General features: G+C 65.6%; 23 protein-coding genes. 14 read left to right on the top strand and 9 right to left on the bottom strand.

What is annotated here, in order from left to right; translation table 11 throughout:
- Position 1: 1 nt before the first annotated feature.
- The 3 genes from QUG03_RS02435 to QUG03_RS02445 form a co-directional block, all read right to left on the bottom strand.
- Positions 2-214, bottom strand: coding sequence for a FitA-like ribbon-helix-helix domain-containing protein (locus QUG03_RS02435; RefSeq protein WP_019103136.1), 213 nt, complete (start codon positions 212-214; stop codon positions 2-4).
- Between the two features lie 153 nt (positions 215-367).
- Positions 368-3,454 (bottom strand): efflux RND transporter permease subunit, encoded by a 3,087-nt coding sequence (locus QUG03_RS02440; protein ID WP_235085976.1) that lies wholly within the window; start codon positions 3,452-3,454, stop codon positions 368-370.
- Positions 3,454-4,587: an efflux RND transporter periplasmic adaptor subunit gene (locus tag QUG03_RS02445; protein WP_253315175.1), complete on the bottom strand. Its 1,134-nt coding sequence runs from the start codon at positions 4,585-4,587 to the stop codon at positions 3,454-3,456. The genes QUG03_RS02440 and QUG03_RS02445 overlap by 1 nt, the downstream gene beginning before the upstream one ends.
- Before the next feature lie 720 nt (positions 4,588-5,307).
- Here QUG03_RS02445 and QUG03_RS02450 point away from each other — a divergent pair.
- From QUG03_RS02450 to QUG03_RS02480, 7 genes are all read left to right on the top strand, one after another.
- A complete protein-coding gene (locus QUG03_RS02450; protein WP_107800870.1) occupies positions 5,308-6,924 on the top strand; it encodes a peptide ABC transporter substrate-binding protein in 1,617 nt (538 codons plus the stop codon).
- A 236-nt stretch (positions 6,925-7,160) separates the two neighbouring features.
- Positions 7,161-8,081 carry an oligopeptide ABC transporter permease OppB gene (gene oppB, locus QUG03_RS02455; protein ID WP_227105445.1) on the top strand — a complete coding sequence of 307 codons (921 nt, stop codon included), beginning with the start codon at positions 7,161-7,163 and terminating at the stop codon, positions 8,079-8,081.
- 25 nt (positions 8,082-8,106) lie between these two features.
- Entirely contained in the window at positions 8,107-9,021 is a 915-nt protein-coding gene (locus QUG03_RS02460) for an ABC transporter permease subunit (RefSeq protein ID WP_081575942.1), read from the top strand.
- Positions 9,022-9,039: 18 nt separating this feature from the next.
- Positions 9,040-10,041, top strand: coding sequence for an ABC transporter ATP-binding protein (locus QUG03_RS02465; RefSeq protein ID WP_107800868.1), 1,002 nt, complete (start codon positions 9,040-9,042; stop codon positions 10,039-10,041).
- Positions 10,034-11,026, top strand: coding sequence for a murein tripeptide/oligopeptide ABC transporter ATP binding protein OppF (oppF, locus tag QUG03_RS02470; RefSeq protein ID WP_107800867.1), 993 nt, complete (start codon positions 10,034-10,036; stop codon positions 11,024-11,026). Before QUG03_RS02465 ends, oppF begins: the two co-directional genes overlap by 8 nt.
- Positions 11,027-11,129: 103 nt before the next feature.
- Positions 11,130-11,975, top strand: a complete 846-nt coding sequence (locus tag QUG03_RS02475) for a CDP-diacylglycerol diphosphatase (RefSeq protein WP_488876596.1) — start codon at positions 11,130-11,132, stop codon at positions 11,973-11,975.
- Positions 11,976-12,151: 176 nt separating this feature from the next.
- Positions 12,152-12,895, top strand: a complete 744-nt coding sequence (locus QUG03_RS02480) for a M48 family metallopeptidase (RefSeq protein ID WP_107800865.1) — start codon at positions 12,152-12,154, stop codon at positions 12,893-12,895.
- Positions 12,896-12,961: 66 nt separating this feature from the next.
- Here the strand turns inward: QUG03_RS02480 and tcdA are convergent, their stop codons facing one another.
- Positions 12,962-13,762: a tRNA cyclic N6-threonylcarbamoyladenosine(37) synthase TcdA gene (gene tcdA, locus QUG03_RS02485; protein WP_500819270.1), complete on the bottom strand. Its 801-nt coding sequence runs from the start codon at positions 13,760-13,762 to the stop codon at positions 12,962-12,964.
- A 230-nt stretch (positions 13,763-13,992) separates the two neighbouring features.
- Between tcdA and QUG03_RS02490 the strand changes: the two genes are divergently transcribed.
- Positions 13,993-14,217, top strand: a complete 225-nt coding sequence (locus QUG03_RS02490) for a hypothetical protein (protein ID WP_107800862.1) — start codon at positions 13,993-13,995, stop codon at positions 14,215-14,217.
- Between the two features lie 133 nt (positions 14,218-14,350).
- Here the strand turns inward: QUG03_RS02490 and QUG03_RS02495 are convergent, their stop codons facing one another.
- On the bottom strand, positions 14,351-14,695 hold the full coding sequence (locus tag QUG03_RS02495) for a darcynin family protein (protein WP_253315170.1): 345 nt from the start codon (positions 14,693-14,695) through the stop codon (positions 14,351-14,353).
- 150 nt (positions 14,696-14,845) lie between these two features.
- Here QUG03_RS02495 and QUG03_RS02500 point away from each other — a divergent pair, with 150 nt between their 5' ends.
- Genes QUG03_RS02500 through QUG03_RS02510 form a run of 3 tightly spaced genes read left to right on the top strand, consistent with a single transcriptional unit; the run spans position 14,846 to position 17,263 of the window.
- Positions 14,846-15,460 carry a TetR/AcrR family transcriptional regulator gene (locus QUG03_RS02500; RefSeq protein ID WP_253315169.1) on the top strand — a complete coding sequence of 205 codons (615 nt, stop codon included), beginning with the start codon at positions 14,846-14,848 and terminating at the stop codon, positions 15,458-15,460.
- A gap of 15 nt (positions 15,461-15,475) precedes the next feature.
- Complete coding sequence (gene ltaE / locus QUG03_RS02505) at positions 15,476-16,504, top strand: low-specificity L-threonine aldolase (protein ID WP_500819271.1); 1,029 nt, start codon at positions 15,476-15,478, stop codon at positions 16,502-16,504.
- A gap of 54 nt (positions 16,505-16,558) precedes the next feature.
- Entirely contained in the window at positions 16,559-17,263 is a 705-nt protein-coding gene (locus QUG03_RS02510) for a substrate-binding periplasmic protein (protein ID WP_227105436.1), read from the top strand.
- Here the strand turns inward: QUG03_RS02510 and QUG03_RS02515 are convergent.
- Entirely contained in the window at positions 17,260-17,841 is a 582-nt protein-coding gene (locus QUG03_RS02515; protein ID WP_474454834.1) for a TetR/AcrR family transcriptional regulator, read from the bottom strand. The genes QUG03_RS02510 and QUG03_RS02515 overlap by 4 nt on opposite strands.
- A gap of 107 nt (positions 17,842-17,948) precedes the next feature.
- Here QUG03_RS02515 and QUG03_RS02520 point away from each other — a divergent pair, with 107 nt between their 5' ends.
- Positions 17,949-19,013, top strand: a complete 1,065-nt coding sequence (locus QUG03_RS02520; protein ID WP_500819272.1) for a saccharopine dehydrogenase NADP-binding domain-containing protein — start codon at positions 17,949-17,951, stop codon at positions 19,011-19,013.
- 89 nt (positions 19,014-19,102) lie between these two features.
- A complete protein-coding gene (locus QUG03_RS02525) occupies positions 19,103-21,142 on the top strand; it encodes a prolyl oligopeptidase family serine peptidase (RefSeq protein WP_500819273.1) in 2,040 nt (679 codons plus the stop codon).
- Here QUG03_RS02525 and blaOXA read toward each other — a convergent pair.
- Both blaOXA and QUG03_RS02535 read right to left on the bottom strand, forming a co-directional pair.
- Entirely contained in the window at positions 21,124-21,957 is an 834-nt protein-coding gene (blaOXA, locus tag QUG03_RS02530) for a class D beta-lactamase (protein WP_500819274.1), read from the bottom strand. The genes QUG03_RS02525 and blaOXA overlap by 19 nt on opposite strands.
- A gap of 96 nt (positions 21,958-22,053) precedes the next feature.
- The gene (locus QUG03_RS02535) at positions 22,054-22,881 is read right to left on the bottom strand and encodes a helix-turn-helix domain-containing protein (protein WP_500819275.1); all 828 of its coding nucleotides are present in this window, start codon (positions 22,879-22,881) and stop codon (positions 22,054-22,056) included.
- A gap of 107 nt (positions 22,882-22,988) precedes the next feature.
- Between QUG03_RS02535 and QUG03_RS02540 the strand changes: the two genes are divergently transcribed.
- The gene (locus QUG03_RS02540; protein WP_500819276.1) at positions 22,989-23,522 is read left to right on the top strand and encodes a carboxymuconolactone decarboxylase family protein; all 534 of its coding nucleotides are present in this window, start codon (positions 22,989-22,991) and stop codon (positions 23,520-23,522) included.
- A gap of 95 nt (positions 23,523-23,617) precedes the next feature.
- On the opposite strand, the gene QUG03_RS02545 is transcribed toward QUG03_RS02540, so the two are convergent.
- On the bottom strand, positions 23,618-24,052 hold the full coding sequence (locus QUG03_RS02545; protein ID WP_227105424.1) for a CesT family type III secretion system chaperone: 435 nt from the start codon (positions 24,050-24,052) through the stop codon (positions 23,618-23,620).
- Positions 24,053-24,067: the final 15 nt, after the last annotated feature.

The raw sequence follows: 24,067 nt of genomic DNA on the forward strand, positions 1-24,067 counted from the left end.
CCTATTCCCGGCTGCGTTCGAAGTCGGCGTCTTCGCCCACGTCGGGCATATTGGCCAGGACTTCGGCAAAGCTGCGGCGTTTGGGTTGAGCGAGCAAGGCGCTGCGCAGAATGCGGCGATGCTCGGCTTCGGCGCTGACGCCGTGGGCCGCCGCGCGACGTTTGAGCTCCGCGGCGACTTCATCGTCGATATTGCGCACGATCAGATTGGCCATGGTCTGCCTCCCTGTACTTGATAGCAATGATTGCATTATGCCCGGCTAGAGGGGGATTGCAAGGAGGGCGCGGCTTATTCGCCTTGTCTCGCTTTTGCTCGTGAGACTTTTAGAGCAAGGCCCGCGCCGGACTCCGGCGTGGGCCTTGTCGCGTCAGGCGCGCAGCGCGCGCCGTTTTTCCCGCCAGGCCGCATGGCGTTGCGCCAGCGCGTCGAAATACAGATAGAGCACCGGGGTGATGTAGAGCGTGACCACCTGGGAGAACACCAGGCCGCCCACCACCGCCAGGCCCAAGGGCTGGCGCAACTCGGCGCCGGCGCCCAGGCCCAGCGCGATGGGCAGCGCGCCCATCAGCGCCGCCAGCGTGGTCATCATGATCGGCCGGAAGCGCAGCAGACAGGCAGCGTGGATGGCCTGCTCCGGCGACATGCCCTGTTTGCGCTGCGCCTCCAGCGCGAAATCGATCATCATGATGGCGTTCTTTTTGACGATGCCGATCAGCATCAGGATGCCGATGCTGGCGATCACGGTCAGTTCCTGGCCGAACAGCATCAGCGTGCCCAGCGCGCCGATGGCGGCGGAGGGCAGGCCGGACAGAATCGTCAGCGGGTGGATATAGCTTTCGTACAGCACCCCCAGCAGCACGTAGATCACCGCCACCGCGATGCCCAGCAACAGGATCTGGCTGCCCTGGGTTTCCTCGAAGGCGGCGGCGTCGCCGCTATAGCTGGTGGCGATGGAGGGCGGCAGCGAGATGCGGTCCTTGAGCTGGCGCAGGTGTTGATCGGCCTGGCTCAGCGGGATGCCGGGCGCCAGGTTGAAGGACAGCGTCACCGCCTGCAGCTGGCCCTGGTGGTTGACCGAGATCGGGCCGACGGTGCGCTCCACCGAGGCGATGCTGGACAGCGGCACCAGCTGGCCGTCGGCGGCGCGCACGCGCAGCCGCGAGAAGTCGAACTCGTTGACCTTGAACGGGTCGTCCGCCTGCAGGATGACCTGATAGTTGTCGCTGGCGGTGTAGATGGTGGAAATCTGCCGTTCGCCGAAGGCGCTGTACAGCGCGCTGCGTATGCTCTGGATGTCCACTCCCAGCAGATTGGCCTTGTCGCGGTCTATGTTCAGCTTGGCTTGCAGGCCCTTGAGCTGGGAGTCGCTGGTGACGTCGCGGAAGATGGGATCGGCCTGCATCTGCTGCAAGAGCTTGTCGGACCAGGTGTTCAGGCTTTCCGCCTGAATGCCTTGCAAGGTGTACTGGTAGCGGCTCTTGCTCTGGCGTCCGCCCAGGCGCAGGTTCTGCGTCGGGTTCAGATAGACGCTGAGCCCCGGCACTGCGCGCAGGTCGCGACGCAGGCTTTCCATGGTCGGGTCCAGCTTGGCGCGCTCGCCGCGCGGTTTGAGCTGGATGAACATGCGGCCGGTGTTGCCGCCGGACAGCGAGGAGGTGGCGAAGGCGACGTTGGGATTGGCCTGGGTGATGGCCGCTGCGCGTTGCTGCAGCTTGAGCATGGCCTCGTAGGAGATGTCCTGCGCCGCCTCGGTGCTGGCCATGATCTGGCCGGTGTCCTCGGTGGGGAAGAAGCCCTTGGGAATGCCGTTGAACATCAGCGCGGTCAGGACGAAGGTGGACAGCGCGCCGGCCAGGGTCAGGCGGCGATGCTTGAGCGCCAGGTCCAGCGTGCGGCGATAGCCGGCCAGCACCGCGTCGAAGCCGCCTTCCAGCGCGGCGGCCAGCCGGCCGCGCCGGGCCTGGTGTCCGATCGAGTCGGCGCTGAGAAAGCGCGAGGACAGCAGCGGGATCAGGGTCAGCGACACCGCCGCCGACACCAGCACCGCCAGCGACACCACCACGGCGAACTCATGGAACAGCAGGCCGATCACGCCCTGCATGAAGAAGATAGGAATGAAGATGGCCACCAGCGACAAGGAGATCGACACGATGGTGAAGGCGATCTCGCGCGAGCCCCTCAGCGCCGCCTCCATCGGCGACAGCCCTTCCTCGATGTAGCGGACGATGTTTTCCAGCATCACGATGGCGTCGTCCACCACCAGGCCCACCGCCAGCGTGATGCCCAGCAGCGAGATATTGTCCAGGCTGTAGCCCAGCCAGTACATCAGGGCGATGGTGCCGATCAGCGAGATCGGCAGCGACAGCGCCGGGATCACCGTGGCCGCCATGCGCTGCAGGAACATGAAGATCACCATGATCACCAGCGCGATGGTGAGCAGCAGGGTCAGCTTGACGTCGTGGATGGCTTCGCGGATGGACTGCGAGCGGTCGTTCAGCAGGTTCAGCCGCACCGAGCCGGGCAACTGCGCCTGCAATTGCGGCAGTTCCTTGCGGATGGCGTCCACCACCGCCACGGTGTTGGCGTCGCTCTGCCGCATCACCGCCAGCACGATGGAGCGCTCGCCGTTGACCCAGCTGCCGCTTTTGAGGTTTTCCACGCTGTCTTCCACCGCGGCCACGTCGGACAGCCTCACCGGCAGGCCGTTGCGGCTGGCGATCACCAGGTTGGCGAACTGGGCGGCGTTTTGCAGCTGGCGGTTGGCTTCCACCGTCATCAGCTGCGATTTGCCCTCCAGCGTGCCCACCGGGGTGTTGACGTTGGCGGCGCGGATGCTGGCGGCCACGTCGTCCAGCGTCAGATTGCGCGAGGCCAGCTTGCCCGGATCGGCCTTGATCCGCACCGCGTAGCGCTTCTGGCCGAAGATATTGACCTGGGCCACGCCCTTGAGGGTGGAGATATTGGGCGATATCCAGTTTTCGGCGTAGTCGTTGAGGTCGGACAGCGACATCGCCGGCGAATTGAGCGCCAGCAGCAGCACCGGCGAATCCGCCGGGTTGACCTTGCGGTAGGACGGCGTCGAGGTCATTTCCGTCGGCAGCGAGCGCTGCGCGCGCAGCAGCGCCGCCTGCACGTCCACCGCCGCCAGATCGATATTGCGGTCGTTGTCGAACTCCAGCGTGATCGAGGTGCTGCCCAGGGTGCTGGACGAACTGATCACCGCGATGCCGGGAATGGTGGAAAACTGCTTTTCCAGCGGCGCGGCCACCGAGGAGGCCATGCTGTCCGGGCTGGCGCCGGGCAGGCTGGCGGAAACGTTGATGGTGGGGGTGTCGAAGCTGGGCAGCGCGGCGATGGGCAGTTTCTGATAGGCGATCAGGCCGGCCACCACTAGGGACAGGCACAGCAGCACCGTCATCACCGGACGGCGGATGCAGAGTTCGGAGATTTGCATCACTGGCCTCCGCCGGCCGGGCCGGCCGCGGCCGCGCGCACTTTGTCGCCTGGGCGCAGGTTGAGGCCGCCGTTGGACACCACGGCCTCGCCTACGCTCAGCCCTTTGACGACGGCTTTTTCCTTATGGATGGCCAGCAGTTCCACCGGCACGCGCTTGACGCTGCCGTCGGCCTGCACCGCGTAGCTGAATTTGCCTTCCGGCCCGGTCAGCAGCGCCGCCACCGGAATGGTGGTGGCCTGCCGGTAGCGGCCGGCGTTAAGCGAGACGGTGACGAATTGGCCCGGCCACAGCTTGCCGTCCGGATTGGAAAACTCGGCTTTCAGCGTCAACGTGCCGTTGGCGCTGTCCACCGCGCTGTCGATGAAAACCAGTTTGCCGTCCACGCTGTCGCCGCTGTCCGGCAGCGTGGCGCGCACCAGCAGCTTGCCGGCGGCCTCGGCGGCGCGCACCGCGCCCAGTTCGCGCTCGGGCAGGGTGAAGGTGGCGTTGATCGGATGAATGCGGGTGATGGTCAGCATCGCCGCGGCCATGCCCGGCTGCACCAGGGTGCCCGGATAGACGCCGATCACGCCGATGCGTCCGCCGATGGAGGCGCGCAGCGTTTTATAGTCCAGCGCCACGCGGGCCGCCTCCACTTGAGCGCGGTCCGCGGCCACGGTGGCGCTGAGCGCGTCGGCCTTGGACTGGTTGGCGTCCACCACGCTTTGCGAGACGAAGTTTTTCGCCAGCAGGTCGCGGCTGCGCGCCAGGTCGCGTTCGGCGTTTTTCAGCTGGGCCTGGTCGCTGAGCGTCTGCGCCTGAGCCTTTTTCAGCTGCGCGGTTTCCGCCGCCGCGTCCAACGTGAACAGCAATTGGCCCGGGCTTACGCTCTGGCCTTCCTTGACGTGGACCTTGGCCACCACGCCGGACACCTGCGGCTTGACCTCCACCTTTTCAATGGCGGTGACATTGCCGGTGGCGCTCAGTTCTATCGGCAGATCCTCCGCCGCCACTTTGGCGATGCCAACGGCAATCGGCGGGCGCGCCGCGGTTTTGGACGCGGCGGCGCTCGTCCTGGAGCCATACCAGCCGGCCAGGCCGGCCGCAGCCAGAGCAAGCGCGGCAGCGCTTGCAACGACTCGTTTCTTCATCTTTTCTTCTCGCTCTTGGGGCGGGCGCCTAGCCCGCCGTGTGGATGCCAGGCGTCGTCCCATCGATACCTGCTGGCGCATGCCGGCGTCGCCGCTTGCCGCGGACATCCGTCCGGCGGCGGGCCGCGTTTCCAGGGCGTCCCTCCGCCGCTGGTCGCGCGGCCCGGAAAACCGGGCCGGATTCTGTCCGCATATTGGAATGATAGGGCCGAATAAGGCTTGCGGATCAGGAAGATGCGTTGGCGGCGCGGCCTGGGCTCATGAGCGTGGGGCCGGGGGGCGGGGCTGGCGCGCGGCATGCGTCGGATCGAGCTTACTCAAGCCCTTCCGTTTTCGCCAAGCGCAAAAGCGTTAATGATTTTGGGAAAAGCCGGCAAATTAAAAATAAGCGTTTTGTAATATTTGAACGGGGTAATTGTATAGGCTTATTTTCAATGTCATGAGCAATGCGTATGAGAGGCATTAATTTTTAGAATGAGAAACGAAATAATGGTGGAAAAACAATGTGAAATCAGCAAGCTGTGACAGCTAATGCGGGCAAGGATAGTCAATTTGCGACAAAAACGTTAAATCGCCCGCCGTCGCGCCGTGCTTAGCACTTGAAGTATTCAAAATCCTCAGCGCATAATGGCCGCCAACCACTCTGGATACAATCGAGTGAAGATTCTGATCGCCCCGCGATAGTCGACGGGAGCGGCAATACTTAGGAGAGTAGGCGAGATGGCTGATAAAAAATCGCTACAGACAATCACGGCCGCCGTGGCGCTGGCCCTGACTTCCGGCGCGGCCCTGGCCGCCATTGTGCCGCCGGGCACCAAGCTGGCCGCCAAGCAGGAACTGGTGCGCTCCAACGGCTCCGAACCGGAATCGCTGGATCCCATGGTGGTGGAGGGCGTGCCCGCCAACATCATCACCCACGACTTGTTCGAAGGCCTGACCGCCACCGACAACGAAGGCAGGCTGCAGCCCGGCGTGGCCGAGTCCTGGAAACAGACCGCGCCCACCACCTGGGTGTTCAAGCTGCGCAAGAACGCCAAATGGTCCGACGGCAGCGGCGTCACCGCCGACGACTTCGTCTACGGCATCCGCCGCCTGGTGGACCCCAAGCTGGCCGCTCCCTACGCCGGCACCTTCGGCATCTTCTTCCTGAACGGCGAGGCCATCGTGGCCGGCAAGAAGCCGGTGACCGCCATCGGCGTCAAGGCGCTGGACAAATACACCGTGCAAGTGGACACCGCCTTCCCGGTGTCCTACCTGCCGGAGCTGATGTCCAACGCCCAGCTGGGCCCGGCGCCCAAGGCGGTGATCGACAAGTTCGGCAAGGACTGGGTCAAGCCGGGCAAGATGGTCAGCAACGGCCCCTTTGTGCTGAAAGACTGGCAAGTCAACAGCAAGGTGGTGATCGAGAAGAACGCGCAGTACTGGAACGCCAAGAGCGTGCAGCTGACCCGCGTCAGCTTCCTGCCCATCGAAGATCAGAACGCCGACCAGAAGCTGTACCAGTCCGGTCAGACCGACATGACTTACGAGATCCCGCCGGGCAGCTTCGACAAGCTCAAGAGCGCCATGCCCAAGGATCTGAAAACCTCCACCATCCTGGGCCTGCGCTATTACAGCCTGAACAACAAGGATCCGCTGCTGAAGGACGTGCGCGTGCGCAAGGCGCTGTCCATGGTGGTGGACCGCGACCTGATGGCCAAGAAAATCACCGGCGACGGCCAGCTGCCGTCCTATAGCGTGATGGTCAAAGGCGTACACGGCGGCCTGCCGACCAGCTACGACTGGGCGCAATGGCCGATGGCCAAGCGCGTGGACGAGGCCAAGAAGCTGCTGGCCCAGGCCGGCGTCAAGCCGGGCACCACGCTCAAGCTGTCCTACAACACCAGCGACTACCACAAGAAGATGGCCATCTTCGTGGCCTCCGAGTGGAAGAGCAAGCTGGGCTTCAACACCTCCATGGAAAACATGGAGTTCAAGGTCTTCCTGAAGAAACGCCACGACGGCGACTACCAGGTGGCGCGCAACGGCTGGCTGGCCGACTATAACGACGCCACCACCTTCCTGGCGCTGGTCCAGTGCGGCAATACCCAGAACGACAACTTCAACTGCAACAAGAAAGCGGAAGAGTTGATCAAGCAGGGCAATGAAAGCACCGATCAAGCCAAGCGCACCCAATTGCTGACTCAGGCCACCAAGCTGGCGATGGACGACTACCCGATGATCCCGGTGCTGCAGTACACGCTGCCGCGCCTGGTGAAACCGTATGTGGGCGGCTACTCGCTGAAGAACCCGGTGGATCGCTACCGCAGCAAGGAACTCTACATCATCCAGCATTGATCGCCGGCCTCGCGCCGACGCCCTGAACGCCTCCCGTCCCGCAGGGGACCGGAGGCGCGCGGGCGGACGCGCGTTCGGCCCTGATCTGGAAACGGGGGCAACCCCGGTGTGTTGAGCGGGCGGCCGTCGCTGACGGCGCCGCCCGCCCGTGACTGTCGGTGTCAATCGCCGTTGGTCCGTCCGCAGCCCGCGCATTGCGCCGGCGCGGCGGGCGCGGCGAGTCGGAGTAATTTGCAATGTGGTCCTACACCTTACGACGCGTGCTGTTGACGATCCCAACCGTGTTGGCCGTCATCACCGTCTGTTATCTGCTGCTGCACATGACCCCCGGCGGCCCCTTTGACGGGGAGCGCAAAGTTTCCGAGGCGGTATTGGCCAATCTGCAGGCCAAATACCATCTCGACCTGCCCCTGTGGCAGCAATACCTGTATTACCTGAAGAGCCTGCTGCAAGGCGATCTGGGCGCCTCCTTCCGTTATTCGGACTGGAGCGTCAACGATCTGGTGGCCAAGGCGCTGCCGGTGTCGGCGGCGATAGGCGGCAGCGCCATCCTGATTTCGCTGGTGATAGGCGTGGCGCTGGGCATCGTCGCCGCGTTGCGTCAGAACAGCGCGGTGGATTACTTGGTGATGCTGATCAGCAATATGGGCAGCGCTTTCCCGTCCTTCATCATCGGCCCGGTGCTGGTGCTGATCTTCGCCGTCACCCTGCAATGGCTGCCGTCCGGCGGCTGGAACGATTTCGATCCGCGCTTCATGATCCTGCCGGTGGCGCTGCTGACCTTCATCAACGTGGCCACCATAGGCCGGGTGATGCGCGGCAGCCTGATCGAGGTGCTGGGCAGCAACTTCATCCGCACCGCGCGCGCCAAGGGCTTGCCGATGCGCACCATCATCGTCCGCCACGCTTTGAAGCCGGCGCTGATGCCGGTGGTGACGCTGCTGGGGCCGTTGACCATCTCCTCCATCACCTCCGCCGTGGTCACCGAGTCCATCTTCTCCCTGCCCGGCCTGGGCAAGCTCATCGTCAACGGCGCGGCCAACCGCGACTACACGCTGGTGCTGGGCCTGGTGGTGCTGGTGACGGTGATTGCCGTGCTGCTCAATCTGCTGGTCGATCTGGCTTACGCCTTCCTCGATCCCAAGATTCGCTATTGACGCGCGTGACCGCGAAGGATTTCCCATGTTGAGAAGCAAACAGAAGCAAGCGGCGATCGCGCTGGAGACCCGTCTGGACGACGCCGCCGTAGAGGGCCGCAGCCCGTGGCGCGACGCCCGCATCCGCTTTTTCCGCAACCGCGCGGCCGTGGTCAGCCTGATCATCCTGTCGCTGATCGTGCTGGCCTGTATTTTCGGGCCGATGTTCCTGCCCCATACCTATGACGACACCGACTGGGACGCCATCAGCCTGGCGCCCACCTGGCAGGGCATGCACTGGTTCGGCACCGACGACCTGGGCCGCGACCTGCTGGTGCGCACCCTGATAGGCGGCCGCATCTCGCTGATGGTGGGCGCGCTGGCCACCGTCGCCGCGGTGATCATCGGCGTGCTCTGGGGAGCCAGCGCCGGCTTCCTCGGCGGCAAGATAGACAATCTGATGATGCGCATCGTGGACATGATGTACGCGGTGCCCTATCTGCTGATCGCCATCCTGATGGTGACCCTGCTGGGCCGCGAGTTCTATCTGGTGGTGCTGACCATCACCATCCTGGGCTGGATGGACATGGCGCGCGTGGTGCGCGGCCAGACGCTGTCGATCAAGTCCAAGGAGTATGTGGAGGCCGCGCGCGCCATCGGCGTGTCCACCGCCACCATCATCGCCCGCCACATCGTGCCCAATCTGCTGGGCATCGTGGTGATCTACACTACGGTAACGGTGCCGGGCGTGATTCTGACCGAATCCGTGTTGTCCTTCCTGGGCCTGGGCGTGCAAGAGCCGATGACCAGCTGGGGCGTGTTGATCGGCGACGGCACCAAGACCATGGAAACCCAGCCCTGGCAGCTGTTGTTCCCCGCCGGCATGTTGTCGCTGACCTTGTACTGCGCCAACTATATCGGCGACGGCCTGCGCGACGCGCTGGACCCGAAAGATCGATGAGCCCGAGGTAGAACCACTATGAGCATTTTGAAAGTCAGCAATCTCGGGGTCCAGTTCCAGACCAACGACGGCATGGTCAACGCCGTCAACGGCGTCAGCTTCGAACTGGACAAGGGGCAGACCCTGGGCATCGTCGGCGAGTCCGGCTCCGGCAAGAGCCAGACCGTGCTGTCTATCATGGGCCTGCTGGCCCGCAACGGTTCCACCAGCGGCGAAGTGCTGTTCCACGGCAAAGACCTGCTGAAGATGGGCGCGCCGGAACTGAACGCCATCCGCGGCGACCGCGTGTCCATGATCTTCCAGGATCCGATGACCTCGCTGAACCCCTACCTGACGGTGGAGCGGCAGATGACCGAGGTGCTGGAGCTGCACAAGGGCATGAGCCGGCGCGCGGCCAAGAAGCGCGCGATCGAGCTGTTGGAAGCGGTGCGCATTCCGGAAGCGGCGCGCCGCGTGGACATGTATCCGCATGAGTTCTCCGGCGGCATGCGCCAGCGCGTGATGATCGCGATGGCGCTGCTGTGCGAACCGGAGGTCTTGATCGCCGACGAACCCACCACCGCGCTGGACGTGACGGTGCAGGCGCAGATCCTGACCCTGCTGAAAGACCTGCAGCGGGACTTCGGCACCTCCATCATCATGATCACCCACGACTTGGGCGTGGTGGCCGGCCTGTGCGAAAAAGTGATGGTGATGTATGGCGGCCGGGTGATGGAATACGGCGACGCCGACAGCATCTTCTACCACCCCAGCCATCCTTACACCATCGGCCTGCTGGGCGCGCTGCCGCGGCTGGACCATGACGGCAGCGAGCTGGTCAGCATTCCCGGCAATCCGCCCAATATGGCGCACATGCCCAAGGGCTGCCCGTTCTCCGAACGTTGCCAGCACAGCACCGAGCGCTGCGCCGACGAACTGCCGCTGCTGCAGGCCAGCAGCCACAATCCGCAGGTGATCCGCGCCTGTCACAAGCCGGCCGTCGAGCTGGCGCAAGCAGCCCAGGAGGTGGCCCATGTCTGAACAAGCCAAACAGGCCATTCTTTCGGTGCGCGACGTCAAAGTGCACTTCCAGGTCAAGGGCAACGACAGTTGGCCGTGGAGCCCCAAGAAAACCCTGAAAGCGGTGGACGGCGTCAGTTTCGACCTCTACGCCGGGGAAACCCTGGGCGTGGTGGGCGAATCCGGCTGCGGCAAGTCCACGCTCAGCCGCGCCATCCTGAATCTGATTCCCGCCACCGACGGCGAAATCGTCTGGATGGGCAAGGATTTGCGCAAGGGCAGCGACAAGGACTGGCTGGCGGTGCGCAAGGACATCCAGATGATCTTCCAGGATCCGCTGGCCTCGCTCAATCCGCGGATGACGGTGGCCCACATCATCGGCGAGCCGCTGCGCGTGCACAAGCCGGAGCTGGGTCCGGAGGAAGTGATGCGCCGGGTCAAGGCGATGATGGCCAAGGTGGGTCTGCGCGAGCAGATGATCAACCGCTATCCGCACGAGTTCTCCGGCGGCCAGTGCCAGCGCATCGGCATTGCCCGCGCGCTGATCCTGGAGCCCAAGCTCATCATCTGCGACGAGCCGGTGTCGGCGCTGGACGTGTCCATCCAGGCGCAGATCATCAACCTGCTCAAGGAGTTGCAGCGTGAGATGGGGCTGGCGCTGATCTTCATCGCCCACGATCTGGCCGTGGTCAAGCATATCTCCGACCGCATCCTGGTGATGTATCTGGGCCGCGAAATGGAGCTGGCGGAAAAGTCCGCCTTGTACGACGCGCCTTCGCACCCGTACACCCGTGCCTTGCTGTCGGCGATTCCCATCCCGGACCCGAAGCTGGAAAAGAACAAGGTGATCCAGATCCTGCAAGGCGACCTGCCCAGCCCGATCAATCCGCCGTCCGGCTGCGTGTTCCGCACCCGTTGCCCGCAGGCGGAGACGCGCTGCGCTCAGCAGGCCACGCCGCTGCGCCGCGTCAGCGAGCAGAGCCAGTCTTCCTGCCTGCTGGCCTGAGCCGGACCCTGTCCCGCGCCAAACCGCCCCTAGGGGCGGTTTTTTCATGTCCGGGCCCGGCCTTCGCTATAGTGGCGGAGTGGCATCAAGCAAAAATCCAAACATGAAAACCACGCTCAAAATCGCCACCGGCCTGTTGGCCGCGCTGGCCTTGGGGTACTCGGCGCTGTTGTGGGCCGATTCCGACGCCTTGTGGAATATCGTCAGCCGGCAATGCCTGCCCAATCAGCAGGCGAGCGGCCAGCCGGCGCCCTGCGCCGCGGTGGAACCGGGCAGCGGCGAGGCCGGCGGCTACGCGGTGCTGAAAGACCGCAACGGTTGGCTGCAATACCTGTTGATTCCCACCGCCCGCGTCAGCGGCATCGAAAGCCCGGAGCTGCTGAGCGAGCGCGCGCCGGATTACTGGGGGGCGGCCTGGCGCGCGCGCGGCTTTCTGGAGCAGCGCTACGGCCGGCCGATTCCGCGCGAACTGCTGTCGCTGACCATCAATTCCCAGTACGGACGCACCCAGAATCAGTTGCACATCCACATCTCCTGCACCGACGCCACCGTGCGCCAGCAGCTGGAGGACCTGAAGGACAGCCTGAGCGAGGAGTGGCGCGAGTTGCCGGTGGAGCTGCAGGGCCACGCCTACTGGGCGCGCGCGGTGGCGGCCAAGGCCGACGGCGGCCCGGAGGTGGACCCGTTCAAGGCGCTGGCGGCCGGACAGCCGGAAGCCGGCCTGGACATGGGCCGCTACGGCCTGGCGCTGGTGGCGACGCGGCTGGCCGACGGCCGCGACGGCTTCATTCTGCTGAGCAGCCGCGCCAGCCTGATCGGCGCCAACCGCGCCTCGGTCGAGGAATTGCAAGATCATGCGTGTCCGGCGCTGCGGGGCGCGTCCGCCAATGGTTCGGATGCGTTGCGTCGCCGCGACAACCATTCGCAGCCCGCTTCGCCGCCGGTCTAGAGCGGTTCCGGAAAAACCTTTGCGTTGGCAAGGGCTTGCCGGCGGCAAGGTCTGAGGAGGCGTGAATCGGCAATGGGTGGGAGTTATGCCAATCGCTTTTCAAGAGGAGGCAAAGCGGATAGCATCCGTCTGCTTTATTTGTAAATTGAATTTGTAAATTAAATGAGACTGACACAATGAAAAAATTCGCTCTGACCGTTCTGGCTGCTGCTTGCCTTTCCGCCCCGGTGCACGCTTTCGATCTGGGCTCCATGATCAGCGCCGGCTCCGACCTGGTGAAGTCCGCCACCCTCAGCGACGCCGACGTCAAAGCCATGGCCGCCGAATCCAGCGTTGTGATGGACAAGAAAAACAAGGTGGCTCCGGCCTCCAACGCTTATTCCAAGCGCCTGGCCAAGATGGTTAAGGGCCTGGACAGCGAAGACGGCACCAAGCTGAACTTCAAGGTTTATCTGACCAAGGAAGTCAACGCCTTCGCAATGGCCGACGGCACCGTACGCGTGTACAGCGGCCTGATGGACAAGATGAACGACGACGAAGTGCGCTTCGTCATCGGTCATGAAATCGGCCATGTGAAACTGGGCCACACCAAGAAAGCCATGCAACTGGCCTACGCCACTTCCGCGGCGCGCAAGGGCGCGGCCGGCAGCGGCAACAGCGTCGCCAGCAGCTTGTCCGAATCCGAGCTCGGCGGCTTCGCCGAAGCCGTGGTGAACGCGCAGTTCTCCCAGTCTCAGGAAAGCGACGCCGACGGCTACTCGGTGGGCTTCCTCAAGCGTCACAACTACAACGTTCAAGGCGGTCCGGCCGCGCTGCGCAAGCTGGCCGATCTGTACGGCAACGACAGCAGCCTGCTGTCCAGCCACCCGGCACCGGGCGACCGCGCGGTGAAACTGGAAAAACAGATCCAGAGCATGTAAGCGGCATCCGCCCGCACATGAAAAAAGCACCGCCTAGGCGGTGCTTTTTTGTTGCCGGGACAGTGGCTAGCCGCGTTTGACCTTTGGCGGCTTGGCCAAGTGCTTCAAGGCCTGCGCCACCGCCACCAGGCCGAAGCTGGCGGTCACCGTCATCGCCGCGCCGAAGCCGGCGCAGGACAGACCCTGCGGGCCGCGCGGCTCCGTGGCGTCGCAAGCCTGCTGCTCCGTGTCCGGATAGATCAGTTGTTCGGTGGAGAACACGCAGGGAACGTGCAGCTTCTTGCCGGCTTCGCGGCTGAACTGGTGGTGACGGCGCAGGTTGTAGCGCAGCTTGGACAGCAGCGGGTCGTAAGTGACCTCGCCCAGGTCCGCCACCCGGATCAGCGTGGGATCGGTCTGGCCGCCGGCGCCGCCGGACACGATGAAGGGCTGGCGGCGGCGCGCGCACCAGGCCGCCATCGCGGTCTTGATGCGCAGGCTGTCTATGCAGTCGATGATGAAGTCGTAGTCCCGGCCCAGCAGCTGTTCCAGATTGTCTTCGGTGACGAAGTCTTCGATCTCGATCACCTCGCAGGCCGGATTGATCGCGCGCACGCGTTCGGCCAGCGCGCTGACCTTGGCCATGCCGTAATTGGGGTCCAGCGCCGGCAACTGGCGGTTGGTGTTGGACTCGGCCACATTGTCCAGGTCTATCAGGGTCAGCTTGCCGACGGCGCTGCGCGCCAGCGCTTCCACCGCCCAGGAGCCGACGCCGCCGACGCCGACCACGCAAACGTGGGCGGCCTGAAAGCGGGCCAGCGCCTCCGGCCCGTAGAGACGGGCGATGCCGCCGAAGCGGCGTTCCAGATCTGCGTTGTGGGTGTCCATGGCTGCAATCGTCAACAATCAAATCGGCGAAGGATACTGCAAGCCCCGCTTGCTGACCAGTGCGGCGGCCGTGGGCGCGAGGCTTGCCCGCGGTCAAAAAAACTACAGTTAAGTGGCTGATTGCTGGGAACCTTTCGCCGGCGGAGCTATCCTTCTCTTCAGGTCTGTCATGAAGGGCTTCCTGCTCTTCCTCTGGCTGGCCGGCCTTTGTCACAGCAAGGGAGATTCCCATGAAGCAGCAAAGATTCGATATTGATCTGGACAAGCATTACAACGCCACCGTCGTGGTCGCCTGCGAGGAATGCGGCCATGAAATCCGCCATCATCTCAAGTCCCTGCATCCCGACAGCGTGTTGCGCTGCCATTGCGGCGCCCATATGGCCATGAGCCCGCTGACCGTTCAACAGGCCGAGCGTCGCGTAAGCGAGATCAAGCAATCTTATCGAATCCATTAAGCCACTGCTGACAATCTGAGAGTATCCCCGCCGGCCGTTTCGGGCCGGACTCGCCGGGCATAACCCGGCCTCCCGCAGCAGCGACACGGCGACCGCAAGGTCGCCGTTTGTATTGGCCGGCAGGCTAAGCGGCCTATGATCCGCCTGCGGACAACTGCGCGTCGTAGTCGCGGAAACCGTCCTCCACCGCCGGCAGGATGTCGACGAATTCGAAATAGGGCTCGGTGAGGAGCGGGCTGTCGCGCAGCGCGTCGATCAGATAATAGAAATCCTTGATCGATTCGGTTTCGAACAGCGCGATATCGCTGCAACGGGCGGTGAAGGCCTCGGCGTCGAACCAGCGCATGCGCACCGCCGGATAGCGCGCGTAGATCGGCTTCAGGGTTTCCGCTTCGAACCGGCGGCGTTCCGGCCGGCTCAGGCGCAGCCAGTTGGGGTGGACGCGCAGCAGCGCGAAGAAGGCGTAGCTTTGGCTCATGGTTCCGCTTTCATTGAGGATGGGCGACGCTTTCAATGTATCCGCCCTTGTCAGCGGGTAAAACTCGTGTTTTGCTAAGCGTTTGCCGCCGTCTTTTTGCTGTCGGCCCCATGACCGCGGCGCAAGCCTTCCTCCCTTACGGACCGCCGCATGCCCATGATTCCGCAAGCCCGCAAACAGCCCAGCCAAGCCCGCTCCCGCCATGTGGTGGCCGCCATTCTGGAGGCGGCGGCTCGCATTCTGGAGCGCGACGGCTACGCCGGGCTGAGCACCAACAAGGCGGCGGAGCTGGCCGGCGTCGGCATCGGCTCCTTGTACCAGTACTTCCCCAACAAGCAGGCGCTGGTGGCGGCCTTGCACCGCCGCCACGGCGAGGAAACCCTGGCCACGGTGCGGGAGGCCTTGCGGCTGAGCGCCGGCCTGCCGTGGCCGGCGCAGCTGGAGAGCCTGGTGTCCGCCTGCCTGCGTCTGCATCTGGCCGCGCCCGGGCTGCATCGGGTATTGGAATGGGAGTGGCCGCAGTTCGACCCGCCGCCGGCGGACAATCCCTTGGACGCGGCGCTGCTGGACTGCGTGGCCGAGTGGCTGGCCGCCCGCGGGCTGCCCGCCGAGCGCGCGCCGCGCCTGCTGCGGATGGCGGACAGCCTGATTCACGGCTTGGCGTTGGAAGACGCGCCGGACGAGGTGGAACTGACGCGCTGCGTCGCGGCGGCCTTGGCCGCCTATCTGACCTTGCCGCGGCAAGACCCCGAGATTTCCCCTTAAGAGAAGGAGTTGACCATGCAATGGATTGATGTGCGCAGCGATACCGTGACCCAGCCGACGCCGGCGATGCGCGAGGCGATGTTCAACGCCGAGGTGGGCGACGACGTCTACGGCGACGATCCCACGGTGCAAGCGCTGGAACAGCTGGCCGCGGAGAAGCTGGGCAAGGAGGCGGCGCTGTTCGTGCCCACCGGCAATTTCGGCAACCAACTGGCCATCTTCACCCACTGCCAGCGCGGCGACGAGGTGATTCTGGAAGAGAGCTGCCACATCGTCTGGCACGAAACCGGCGGCGCGGCGGTGATAGGCGGCGTGCAGTTGCGCGCCGTCGCCGGCGTGGACGGGGTGATGGCGCCGGAGGCGATAGAGCAGCGCATCCGCGTCGGCGAGGACATCCACTGGCCGCGCACCGGCTTGATCTGTCTGGAAAACGCGCACTGCAACGGCCGCGTGATTCCCTTGGCGGCGATGGCCGCCAGCGCGGAAGTGGCGCGTCGCCACCAGGTGCCGGTGCACCTGGACGGCGCGCGCATCTTCAACGCCGCTGCCCACCTGGGCTGCGCAGCGAGCGAGATTGCCCAATACGCCGACACGGTGATGTTCTGTCTGTCCAAGGGCCTGGCCGCGCCGGTAGGCTCCATTCTGGCCGGCAGCGCCGATTTCATCGCCCGCGCGCGCCGCAACCGCAAGCTGCTGGGCGGCGGCATGCGCCAGGCCGGGGTGATCGCCGCGCCCGGCATCGTGGCGCTGAACGAGATGGTGGACCGGCTCAAGGACGACCACGCCAACGCCCGCTACCTGGCCGAGCGGCTGGCGGCGCTGCCCTGCGTCGAGGTGAGGCTGGAGGACGTGCACATCAATATGGTGTGGTTCCGTTTCACCGCCGACATCGACGTGGCCGAACTGATGGCCGCGCTGCGCCAGGCCGGGGTCAAGGCCAATCCGCCCGAAGGCGGCCTGATGCGCATCGTCACCCATTGGCAGGTGAGACGCGAGGACCTGGACCGGCTGGTGGAGACGCTGCAACGGGTGCTGTCCGACTGAACCGAGGCCCGGCGGCTATAAATAAGCAGCTGCGGCGTGGAAAAGGGAGGCGGAATGAAACAATGGCTGGGCGCCTGCTGCGCCGCGCTGGCCTGCGGCGGGGCCCCGGCGGGGGCTCTGGACGAAGTGCGCTTGTTCAGCAGCGGCGATCCGCCCTATGTGGAACTGGGGCCGGACGGCCGGATCAGCGGCGGGCTGGCGGTGGCGCCGGTTCTGGCGATCCTGGGCAAGCTCGGCCTGCCGCCGTCGCGGATTGAAACGGTGCCGTGGGCGCGCGCCTACGAGGAGGCCAAGACCCGGCCGGGCGCGGCGATCTTTCCCATCGCCAAGACCCGGGAGCGGCTCAAACATCTGGACTTCGCCGTCAAGCTGCTGGATTCCGACGTGTATTTTTATCAGCTGGCGTCGCGACGCGACATCCAGGCGCCGACGCTGGCGGCGGCCAAGCGCTATTCGGTGTGCGTGGTGCTGGGGGATTACCGGCAGGAGTACTTGAAGGAAGAAGGTTTTCCAAGACTGGACCCGACCTCGGACTCCAGCATCAACGTCAAAAAGCTGGTGTCCGGCCGCTGCGATCTGCTGCCCGCCACCGAGATAGGCATGCGCAGCAAGCTCAAGTCCCTGGGGCTGGACGCGTCGCTGGTGCGACGCGGCATGAAGCTGGCGCAGCTGGACAGCGCGCTGTACGCCGCCTTCAACCGCGGCACCGCGCCGGCGGTGATCGCCCGTTTCAAGGCCGCCGCGCGGAGCGCGGATTAGGCCTTGGCAGGCGGCAGCGGCAAGGCCGCCAAGGCCAGCGCGGCGTCTACGGCATGGCGCTGGGCTTGCGGCGCCAGCGTTTGCTCCCGGCCGTTGCCGCGCAGGATGGAGAGGCCTTCGATCAAGGCGACGATGAGCGCCGCGCGCTCCCTGACGACACTGTCGGGCGCGTCCGTCTGAGCCTCGCGGCGCAGCAGCGCGCAAACCCGGTCGGTATAGCCGGCGTAGAAGGTCTTGAGCGCCGCATCGGCGGCCTCGTTGCGGCTGGACAGCGCCCACAGCTCCCAGAGCAAGGCGCAGCCGCCGTGTTGAAGCTGGGTCGCCAGCACAAAGTCCAGCGCGCCGGCCAGGCTGGCGGGCGCGTCCAGCATCAGTTCATCCCAGTCTTCCAGGTAACGAACCATGACGCCTTCCATCACCGCGTCGATATTCTTGAAGTAGTACTGGACATGGCTGATGCCCACCCCGGCTTCCGCCGCGATGGCGCGCATGCGGAAGCCCTGCCCGCCGTCGCGGGTCAGCACCCGCATCGCCGCGCGCAGAATCGCTTCCCGTCTTTCCTCTCCTTTGGCCGACATCTTTCCTCCTTCGTGATCGTCCGGCATGGCTGAAGCGCCAGTTTAATTGTTCAAACGACCAAGTTCATGTTTTAATATTGGTCAATTGACCAAAACTGAGGTGGCGCATGACTTCTTCCAGCGTTGTTCTTGTCGGCGGCAGCGGCGTGGTGGGCGCGCAAGTGGCGTCCTTGCTGGCGCGGCGCAGGCCGGATCTCAAGCTCGTCATCGCCGGCCGTCGTCTAGACGCGGCTCGGGCGGTGGCGCAGCGATATGGCGCCGAGGCGATGGCGATGGACGTGGACGCGCCGGCGCTGCCGGAGGCTCTCAAGGGCGCGCTCATCGTGGGCTTGGTCAACGATGCGCATGACCGGCTGTTGCGCCTGGCCCTGGCCCAAGGTCACGCCTACCTTGACGTTACCCGCTGGACGGAGCGGCTGAAGCAGGCCTTGCTGACGACGGCCGCTTACGGGCCTCCCCGCGCGCCGGTGGTCTTGTCATCGGCCTGGATGGCCGGCGCGGCCAGCCTGGCGGCGCGCGACGCGGCGAGGGCCGTCGCCGAGGTCGAGCGCGTCGGCATCGACATCCTGTTCGCGATGGCGGATCAGGCGGGGCCGAATTCGACCGCATACATGGACCGCCTGTCCGAACCGTTCCACACCATGGAAGGGGGGAAGTGGGTCAAGCGCGGCGGTTTTCTCGATGGCCGCGTCGCGGACTTCGGCGTCGGCGGACGCCATCGGGTTTACCGTTTCGATACCCCGGATCAAGCGAATCTGCCCGCCATCGTCGGCGCCGCGCAGGTGGATGCGCGCATCGGCTTCGACGACGGCAAAGCCACCGCCTTGCTGCATGTGCTGGTGCGCAGCGGCGTATGGCGGCTGCTGTCGCGGCCGATGTTCAACAGCGCGCGGCAGGCGCTGCTCTACAACCCCGGGCCGGGCGCGGCTCACCGCATCCGCATTGCCGTCGAGGGCAAGGACGCCGCCGGCAGGCCGTGCGGAAAAACCGTGCAACTGGCGGACCCTTTGGGACAAGCGCATCTGACGGCCTTGGGCGCCGTTTTGCAGATCGAGCATTTATTGGGGGCGGACGCGCCGCCCGCCGGCGTCTATCTGGGGGAAGCGTTGCTGGACCCCGAGCACGCCTGTCGCCAGCTGCGGGGGGAGGGGGTGGAGATCAGCGCGGTCTGAACTTCGGGCGCAGCGGGCATGGCGCATTTGGCGTTGGCGGCGCGGGGTGCTAACCTCGCGGCCATTGATCCGCAATTGTGATGACGCCGATGTCCGACTATAACGCCCTCGATCCCCACGCCTGGCTGGAAAACCTGGACGATCCCGCCGCCGCCGAATGGGTGGCCGAGCAGAACGCGCGCGCCCAGGCGCGGCTGGACGCCGACCCGCGTTTCGCCGGCCTCCGCGACGAAATCCTCGCCCACCTGCGCGATACCCGCCAGATCCCGTTCTGCGCCGAGCATGAGGGCTGGCTGTACAACTTCCACCAGGACGAAGCCCATCCGCGCGGCATTTACCGCCGCAGCACGCTGGCGGCCTACCGCGCCGCCGAGCAGGACTGGCAGACCGTGCTGGACATCGACGCGCTGGCCGATGAGGCCGGCGAGGACTGGTATCTGGACGGGGTGTCCCACTGCACGCTGGCGCCGCTGCAAGCCATGGTGCACCTGACCGCGGGCGGCGGCGACGCCGGCATCGCGCGCGAATACGATCTGGCCGCCGGCGCGTGGCGGCCGGACGGTTTCAGTTTTCCGGAAGGCAAGAGCCATGTGGCCTGGCGCGATCCGGACAGCGCCTGGGCCTGCCCCGGCTGGCCGGGCGCGCCGCTGACCCGTTCCGGCTATCCGCGCGAAGTGTGGCTGGTGGAGCGCGGCGAGGAAGGGCGGCATGCCTGGAGCCAGGTGTTCTCCGCCGGCGAAGACGCGATGATGGTGGCCGCCTGGCGTTTCCTCGACGCCGACGGCGCGACGCTGGACCTGATCGAGTGCTCGGACAGCTTCTACAGCAAGACCTATCATCTGATCGACGAAGCGCTGGAAACCCACGCGCTGCCCTTGCCGCCCAAGGCGGAGCTGGAGGCCTATCTGCACGGCGATCTGATCGTCAAGCTGGCCGAGGACTGGGACGCCGCCGGGGCCCGCTATCCGGCCGGCGCCTTGCTGGCGGTGGCGCTGGAGCCGCTGCGGCAGGGACGGATAGACGCGCAATTGCTGGTGGCGCCGCAGCCGCGGCTGGCGGTGGAGTCGGTGGAGACCACGCGCGCCAGCGTGGTGGTCAATCTGCTGGACCAGGTCAAGAGCCGGCTGCTGGCCTTCGACAAGATCGACGGCGTCTGGCGCGAGCGCGCGCTGCCCACGCCCAGCGGCGGGGTGATCGAGTTCGCCGACCAGCCCTGGGACAGCGACATCCTGTGCTACAGCTTCAGCGATTTTCTGACCCCCACCGGCCTGTACCGGCTGGACGTGGCCAGCGGCCAGCAGGAATGCCTGCGTCGTCAGCCGGAGGCTTTCGATCCGGCCGACTTCGTCGCCGAGCAATGGCAGGCGCGCGCGCCGGACGGCGAAAGCATTCCCTATTTCGTGGTGCGCCGCCGCGACGCGCCGCTGGACGGCGCCACACCCACCTTGCTGTACGGCTACGGCGGCTTCGAAGTGCCGATGATGCCTTACTACGTGGAGAACTTCGGCCCGCACTGGCTGCAACGCGGCGGCGCTTTCGCGCTGGCCTGCATCCGCGGCGGCGGCGAGTTCGGCCCCGGCTGGCACCAGGCGGCGCAGGGGGTGAACCGCCAAGTGGGCTTCGACGACTTCATCGCGGTGGCGGAAGACATGGTGGCGCGCGGCCTGACCGCGCCGGCCAAGCTGGGCATAGAGGGCGGCAGCAACGGCGGCCTGCTGGTGGGCGCCTGCATGACGCAGCGGCCGGAATTATTCGGCGCGGTGGTGTGCGAAGTGCCGCTGCTGGACATGCTGCGCTACACCGAGCTGCTGGCCGGCGCCAGCTGGATAGACGAATACGGCGATCCGGAGGACCCGGCGCAGCGGCCGGCGCTGGAGGCGTATTCGCCCTACCACCGGCTGCGCGGCGATCTGGCCTATCCGCTGGCCCTGTTCACCACCAGCGCCAAGGACGACCGCGTGCACCCGGCGCATGCGCGCAAGATGGTGGCGCGGATGCGGGAGCTGGGCCACGACGCGCTGCTGCTGGAAACCGAGGCCGGCGGCCATAGCGGCAACGCCGGCCAGGAGCAGACCGCGCAGGAACTGGCGCGGGTGCTGGTCTATCTGTATCAGCGGCTGATGGATTGAGCGGGGGCGGGCGCTGCGGCGAGCGCCGGCAATTCCTCCAGGAAGGCCGCGCGCGAGCGCACGCCGGCGGTGCCCGGCTCTTTCTTGTCGTCCTGAATCAGGCGCACGAAGACCAGCGAGCGTTCGCCCTTATTGGCCCAGCCCACGTACCAGCCGTACGGATGTTCCTCGTCGAACTCGCCGTCCGCCTTGCGCGGATAAGCCATGCCGGTCTTGCCGTGCGCCTGCCAGCCGTCCGCCGCCGCGCTGGTTTCCACGATCTTCATCGTCAGTTCCTGCGCGTGTTTGGACACCGGCAGTTCAAGATTGACCAGCTTGCGCAGGAAGGCCAGTTGCTCCAGCGGCGACACCTGCAGCGAGGAGGCGATCCAGGCGCGTTCCAGTCCATTGTGCTTGCCCGGGTCGCCGCTGAAGTCGGCGTTGCCGTAGCCGAAGGCGTCGGCGTAGCGTCCTAGCTTCTCCTCGCCCAGCGACTGGGCGATCTGCTGCGAATACCACACCACCGAATACTTCAGCCAGCGCACCGGATCGGTGGGCTGTTTCCAGTTGTCGCCGCCCCAGTCCACATAGCCGTCCCGGTAGGGCAAGGCCGGCTGGTGTTCGCTCTTGAGGAAGCCGGAATCGAAGCCCATCACGCTGAGCGGAATCTTGAACGTGGAGGCCGGGGTGTAGCGTTGTTCGCAGCTGCCTTGTCGCAGCAGGATGTCGCCGCTCTTGGCGTCGGCCAGCAGCGTGCACAGCGTGGCGGCGTGGACGGGCAGACTGAATAGGCCGGCGCAGAGCAGAGCGGCGCCGGCGAGGCGTGGTGTGTTCATGATGTTTCCCTTGATGGATTCAGCGCGGCATCCCTTGGACCGCGCGGTCTGAAGTCAGATGGGGCGCCGGATTCCAAAGTTCCACGCGCGGGCCGCTCAGGAGGCCGCTTGCCGCTTCAGCCAATCGCTGGGCGGCAGCCCCAGCCTCTGGGCAAACACCCGGCTGAGCGCGGCGGGGCTGGCGTAGCCCACTTGCGCGGCGATGCGTTTGATCGGCTGGCCCTGGCGCAGCTGATGACGGATGACGGCCAGCCGCCAGTCGGTCAGATAATCCAGCGGGGCGAGGCCGACTTGTTGCCGGAAGCGGGCGGCGAAACGCGCGCGCGACATGCCTGCCTGCTCCGCCAGCAGTTCCACGGTCCAGCCGCGCTCCGGCCGCGCGTGGATGGCGTTGACGGCGCGCGCCAATTTGGGGTCGGACATGGCGGCGAAGATGCCGCTGTGGATCTGGCCGCCGTCTATCACCACGCGTATCGCCTGGATCAGGAAATACTCCATCAAACGGTCCAGCGCCGCCTGGCGGGCGAAGCGTTCGGAGAAGGCCTCGTCGAACAGCAGCCGCAGCGTGGGCAGCAGGCTGGGCGTATCGTCCAGATACAGCACCAGGCATTCCGGCAGCGCCAGCGCCAGCGGCCCGCCGGTCTGGAAGCCCAGGTCCAGCTTGGCGCAGACCAAGTCGGCGCCGCGCTCGCCCTCCGGCAGCAGGATGTGGGCGCTGGGGCGGGGAAACAGCAAGGCGCAGGGGCGGTCGGTGTCCAGCACCAGGACGTCGCGCAAGGTGCAGCGCAGGCGGCCGCCCTTGAGCAGATGCAGATGACCGGCCATTGCGCCAGGGTCGAAGTCCGCCAGATGACATAGATTGCCATGATGGAATACGCGCGCGGAGAAGGCGCTTTGCTGCAGCAAGGGCGTCAACAGGTCCATTTCGATACGATCTGCAAAGTTTTCGAGACGATAGGCTTCTGATTGTATTGCAAGATGACTTCTGTGCAGTCCCCATCGTCGTTCAACTCGAGAGTCAGGAGCCCATCATGCCCCGCATCCCCACCGTAGACCGCCATCAAGCCAGCCCGGAACTGAGCGCCACCCTGGACGCCGTCAAGGCCAAGCTGGGCAAGGTGCCCAATCTGTTCGCCACCTTCGCCCAGTCTCCGGCGGTGTTGAACGCTTATCTGGGCTTCTCCGAAGCCCTGGCCAAGGGCAAGCTCAGCGCGCGCCAGCGCGAAGTGATCGCCTTGGCCGCCGCTCAGGCCAACGCCTGCCAGTACTGCCTGTCCGCCCATAGCCTGATGAGCAAGGGCGCTGGCCTGAGCGAGGCCGACATCCAGGCGGCGCGGGCCGGCCAGGCCGCCGACGCGCAGACCGCCGCGATCGCCAGGCTGACCGCGCAAATCGTCAGCCAGCGCGGCGTGTTGTCCGATCAGGACCTGGCCGCGGCGCGCGCCGCCGGCGTCGACGACGGCCTGCTGGTGGAGGTGATCGCCGCGGTGGCGCTGAACACGCTGACCAATTACGCCAATCTGATCGCCGGCACCGAGATCGATTTCCCGGTGGTGGACTTGTAGGCGGCGCTTGCCGTTGATTGAGCGCGGCCGAGGCTTGACCGGCGTACTGGGGTATGCCGGCGGCCTCGGCCGCTTTCGTGCGGGTTTTGTCCTGCTCAGCAATGCAGCCGGGCGTGGCGCTGACGCAGCGCCTGCGGCGCGAAGGTCGACGCCGCCGGTTCCGGCGCGCGGCAGCACTGTTCGGCGCAATCGCTGATGCGCTCCAACTGCCGCTGCAGCGCGGCGGCGTCGCAATCGGCCAGCGGTTGGCGGTTCCACAGCACCCAGTCCTGGCTGTGCTCGGATTGGCCGATCACCGGTTTGAGCGGATCGTCGCTGAACAGATTCTGCCGCAGCGGCGGCGCGTCCGTTTGCGCCTGTTGCGGCGACAGGCAGCAGAACATCAGCAACTGGCGCGCCGGCTGTTCGCTCAGGTGCACCGCGTGTTCGCCCACTTGCAAGGTGAACAGACTGTCGTCCATCCGTTCCGGCGGCTGCAGGGACAGAGACTGGCAAAGCTGGGCGACGGCGTGTTGGAAAGGCGTGGACATGGTTTTTCTTTTTTG

The organism is Chromobacterium sp. CCUG 30098, from assembly GCF_059916605.1.

Coding starts and splice junctions, on each gene's coding strand:
- QUG03_RS02445 (WP_253315175.1), bottom strand. CDS start 4,587: ATGAAGAAACGAGTCGTTGCAAGCGCTGCCGCGCTTGCTCTGGCTGCG.
- QUG03_RS02440 (WP_235085976.1), bottom strand. CDS start 3,454: ATGCAAATCTCCGAACTCTGCATCCGCCGTCCGGTGATGACGGTGCTG.
- tcdA (WP_500819270.1), bottom strand. CDS start 13,762: ATGGACACCCACAACGCAGATCTGGAACGCCGCTTCGGCGGCATCGCC.
- QUG03_RS02545 (WP_227105424.1), bottom strand. CDS start 24,052: ATGTCCACGCCTTTCCAACACGCCGTCGCCCAGCTTTGCCAGTCTCTG.
- ltaE (WP_500819271.1), top strand. CDS start 15,476: ATGCAATGGATTGATGTGCGCAGCGATACCGTGACCCAGCCGACGCCG.
- QUG03_RS02520 (WP_500819272.1), top strand. CDS start 17,949: ATGACTTCTTCCAGCGTTGTTCTTGTCGGCGGCAGCGGCGTGGTGGGC.
- QUG03_RS02480 (WP_107800865.1), top strand. CDS start 12,152: ATGAAAAAATTCGCTCTGACCGTTCTGGCTGCTGCTTGCCTTTCCGCC.
- QUG03_RS02475 (WP_488876596.1), top strand. CDS start 11,130: ATGAAAACCACGCTCAAAATCGCCACCGGCCTGTTGGCCGCGCTGGCC.
- QUG03_RS02450 (WP_107800870.1), top strand. CDS start 5,308: ATGGCTGATAAAAAATCGCTACAGACAATCACGGCCGCCGTGGCGCTG.
- QUG03_RS02540 (WP_500819276.1), top strand. CDS start 22,989: ATGCCCCGCATCCCCACCGTAGACCGCCATCAAGCCAGCCCGGAACTG.
- QUG03_RS02435 (WP_019103136.1), bottom strand. CDS start 214: ATGGCCAATCTGATCGTGCGCAATATCGACGATGAAGTCGCCGCGGAG.
- oppF (WP_107800867.1), top strand. CDS start 10,034: ATGTCTGAACAAGCCAAACAGGCCATTCTTTCGGTGCGCGACGTCAAA.
- oppB (WP_227105445.1), top strand. CDS start 7,161: ATGTGGTCCTACACCTTACGACGCGTGCTGTTGACGATCCCAACCGTG.
- QUG03_RS02535 (WP_500819275.1), bottom strand. CDS start 22,881: ATGGACCTGTTGACGCCCTTGCTGCAGCAAAGCGCCTTCTCCGCGCGC.
- QUG03_RS02515 (WP_474454834.1), bottom strand. CDS start 17,841: ATGTCGGCCAAAGGAGAGGAAAGACGGGAAGCGATTCTGCGCGCGGCG.
- QUG03_RS02490 (WP_107800862.1), top strand. CDS start 13,993: ATGAAGCAGCAAAGATTCGATATTGATCTGGACAAGCATTACAACGCC.
- QUG03_RS02465 (WP_107800868.1), top strand. CDS start 9,040: ATGAGCATTTTGAAAGTCAGCAATCTCGGGGTCCAGTTCCAGACCAAC.
- QUG03_RS02525 (WP_500819273.1), top strand. CDS start 19,103: ATGTCCGACTATAACGCCCTCGATCCCCACGCCTGGCTGGAAAACCTG.
- QUG03_RS02495 (WP_253315170.1), bottom strand. CDS start 14,695: ATGAGCCAAAGCTACGCCTTCTTCGCGCTGCTGCGCGTCCACCCCAAC.
- blaOXA (WP_500819274.1), bottom strand. CDS start 21,957: ATGAACACACCACGCCTCGCCGGCGCCGCTCTGCTCTGCGCCGGCCTA.
- QUG03_RS02510 (WP_227105436.1), top strand. CDS start 16,559: ATGAAACAATGGCTGGGCGCCTGCTGCGCCGCGCTGGCCTGCGGCGGG.
- QUG03_RS02460 (WP_081575942.1), top strand. CDS start 8,107: ATGTTGAGAAGCAAACAGAAGCAAGCGGCGATCGCGCTGGAGACCCGT.
- QUG03_RS02500 (WP_253315169.1), top strand. CDS start 14,846: ATGCCCATGATTCCGCAAGCCCGCAAACAGCCCAGCCAAGCCCGCTCC.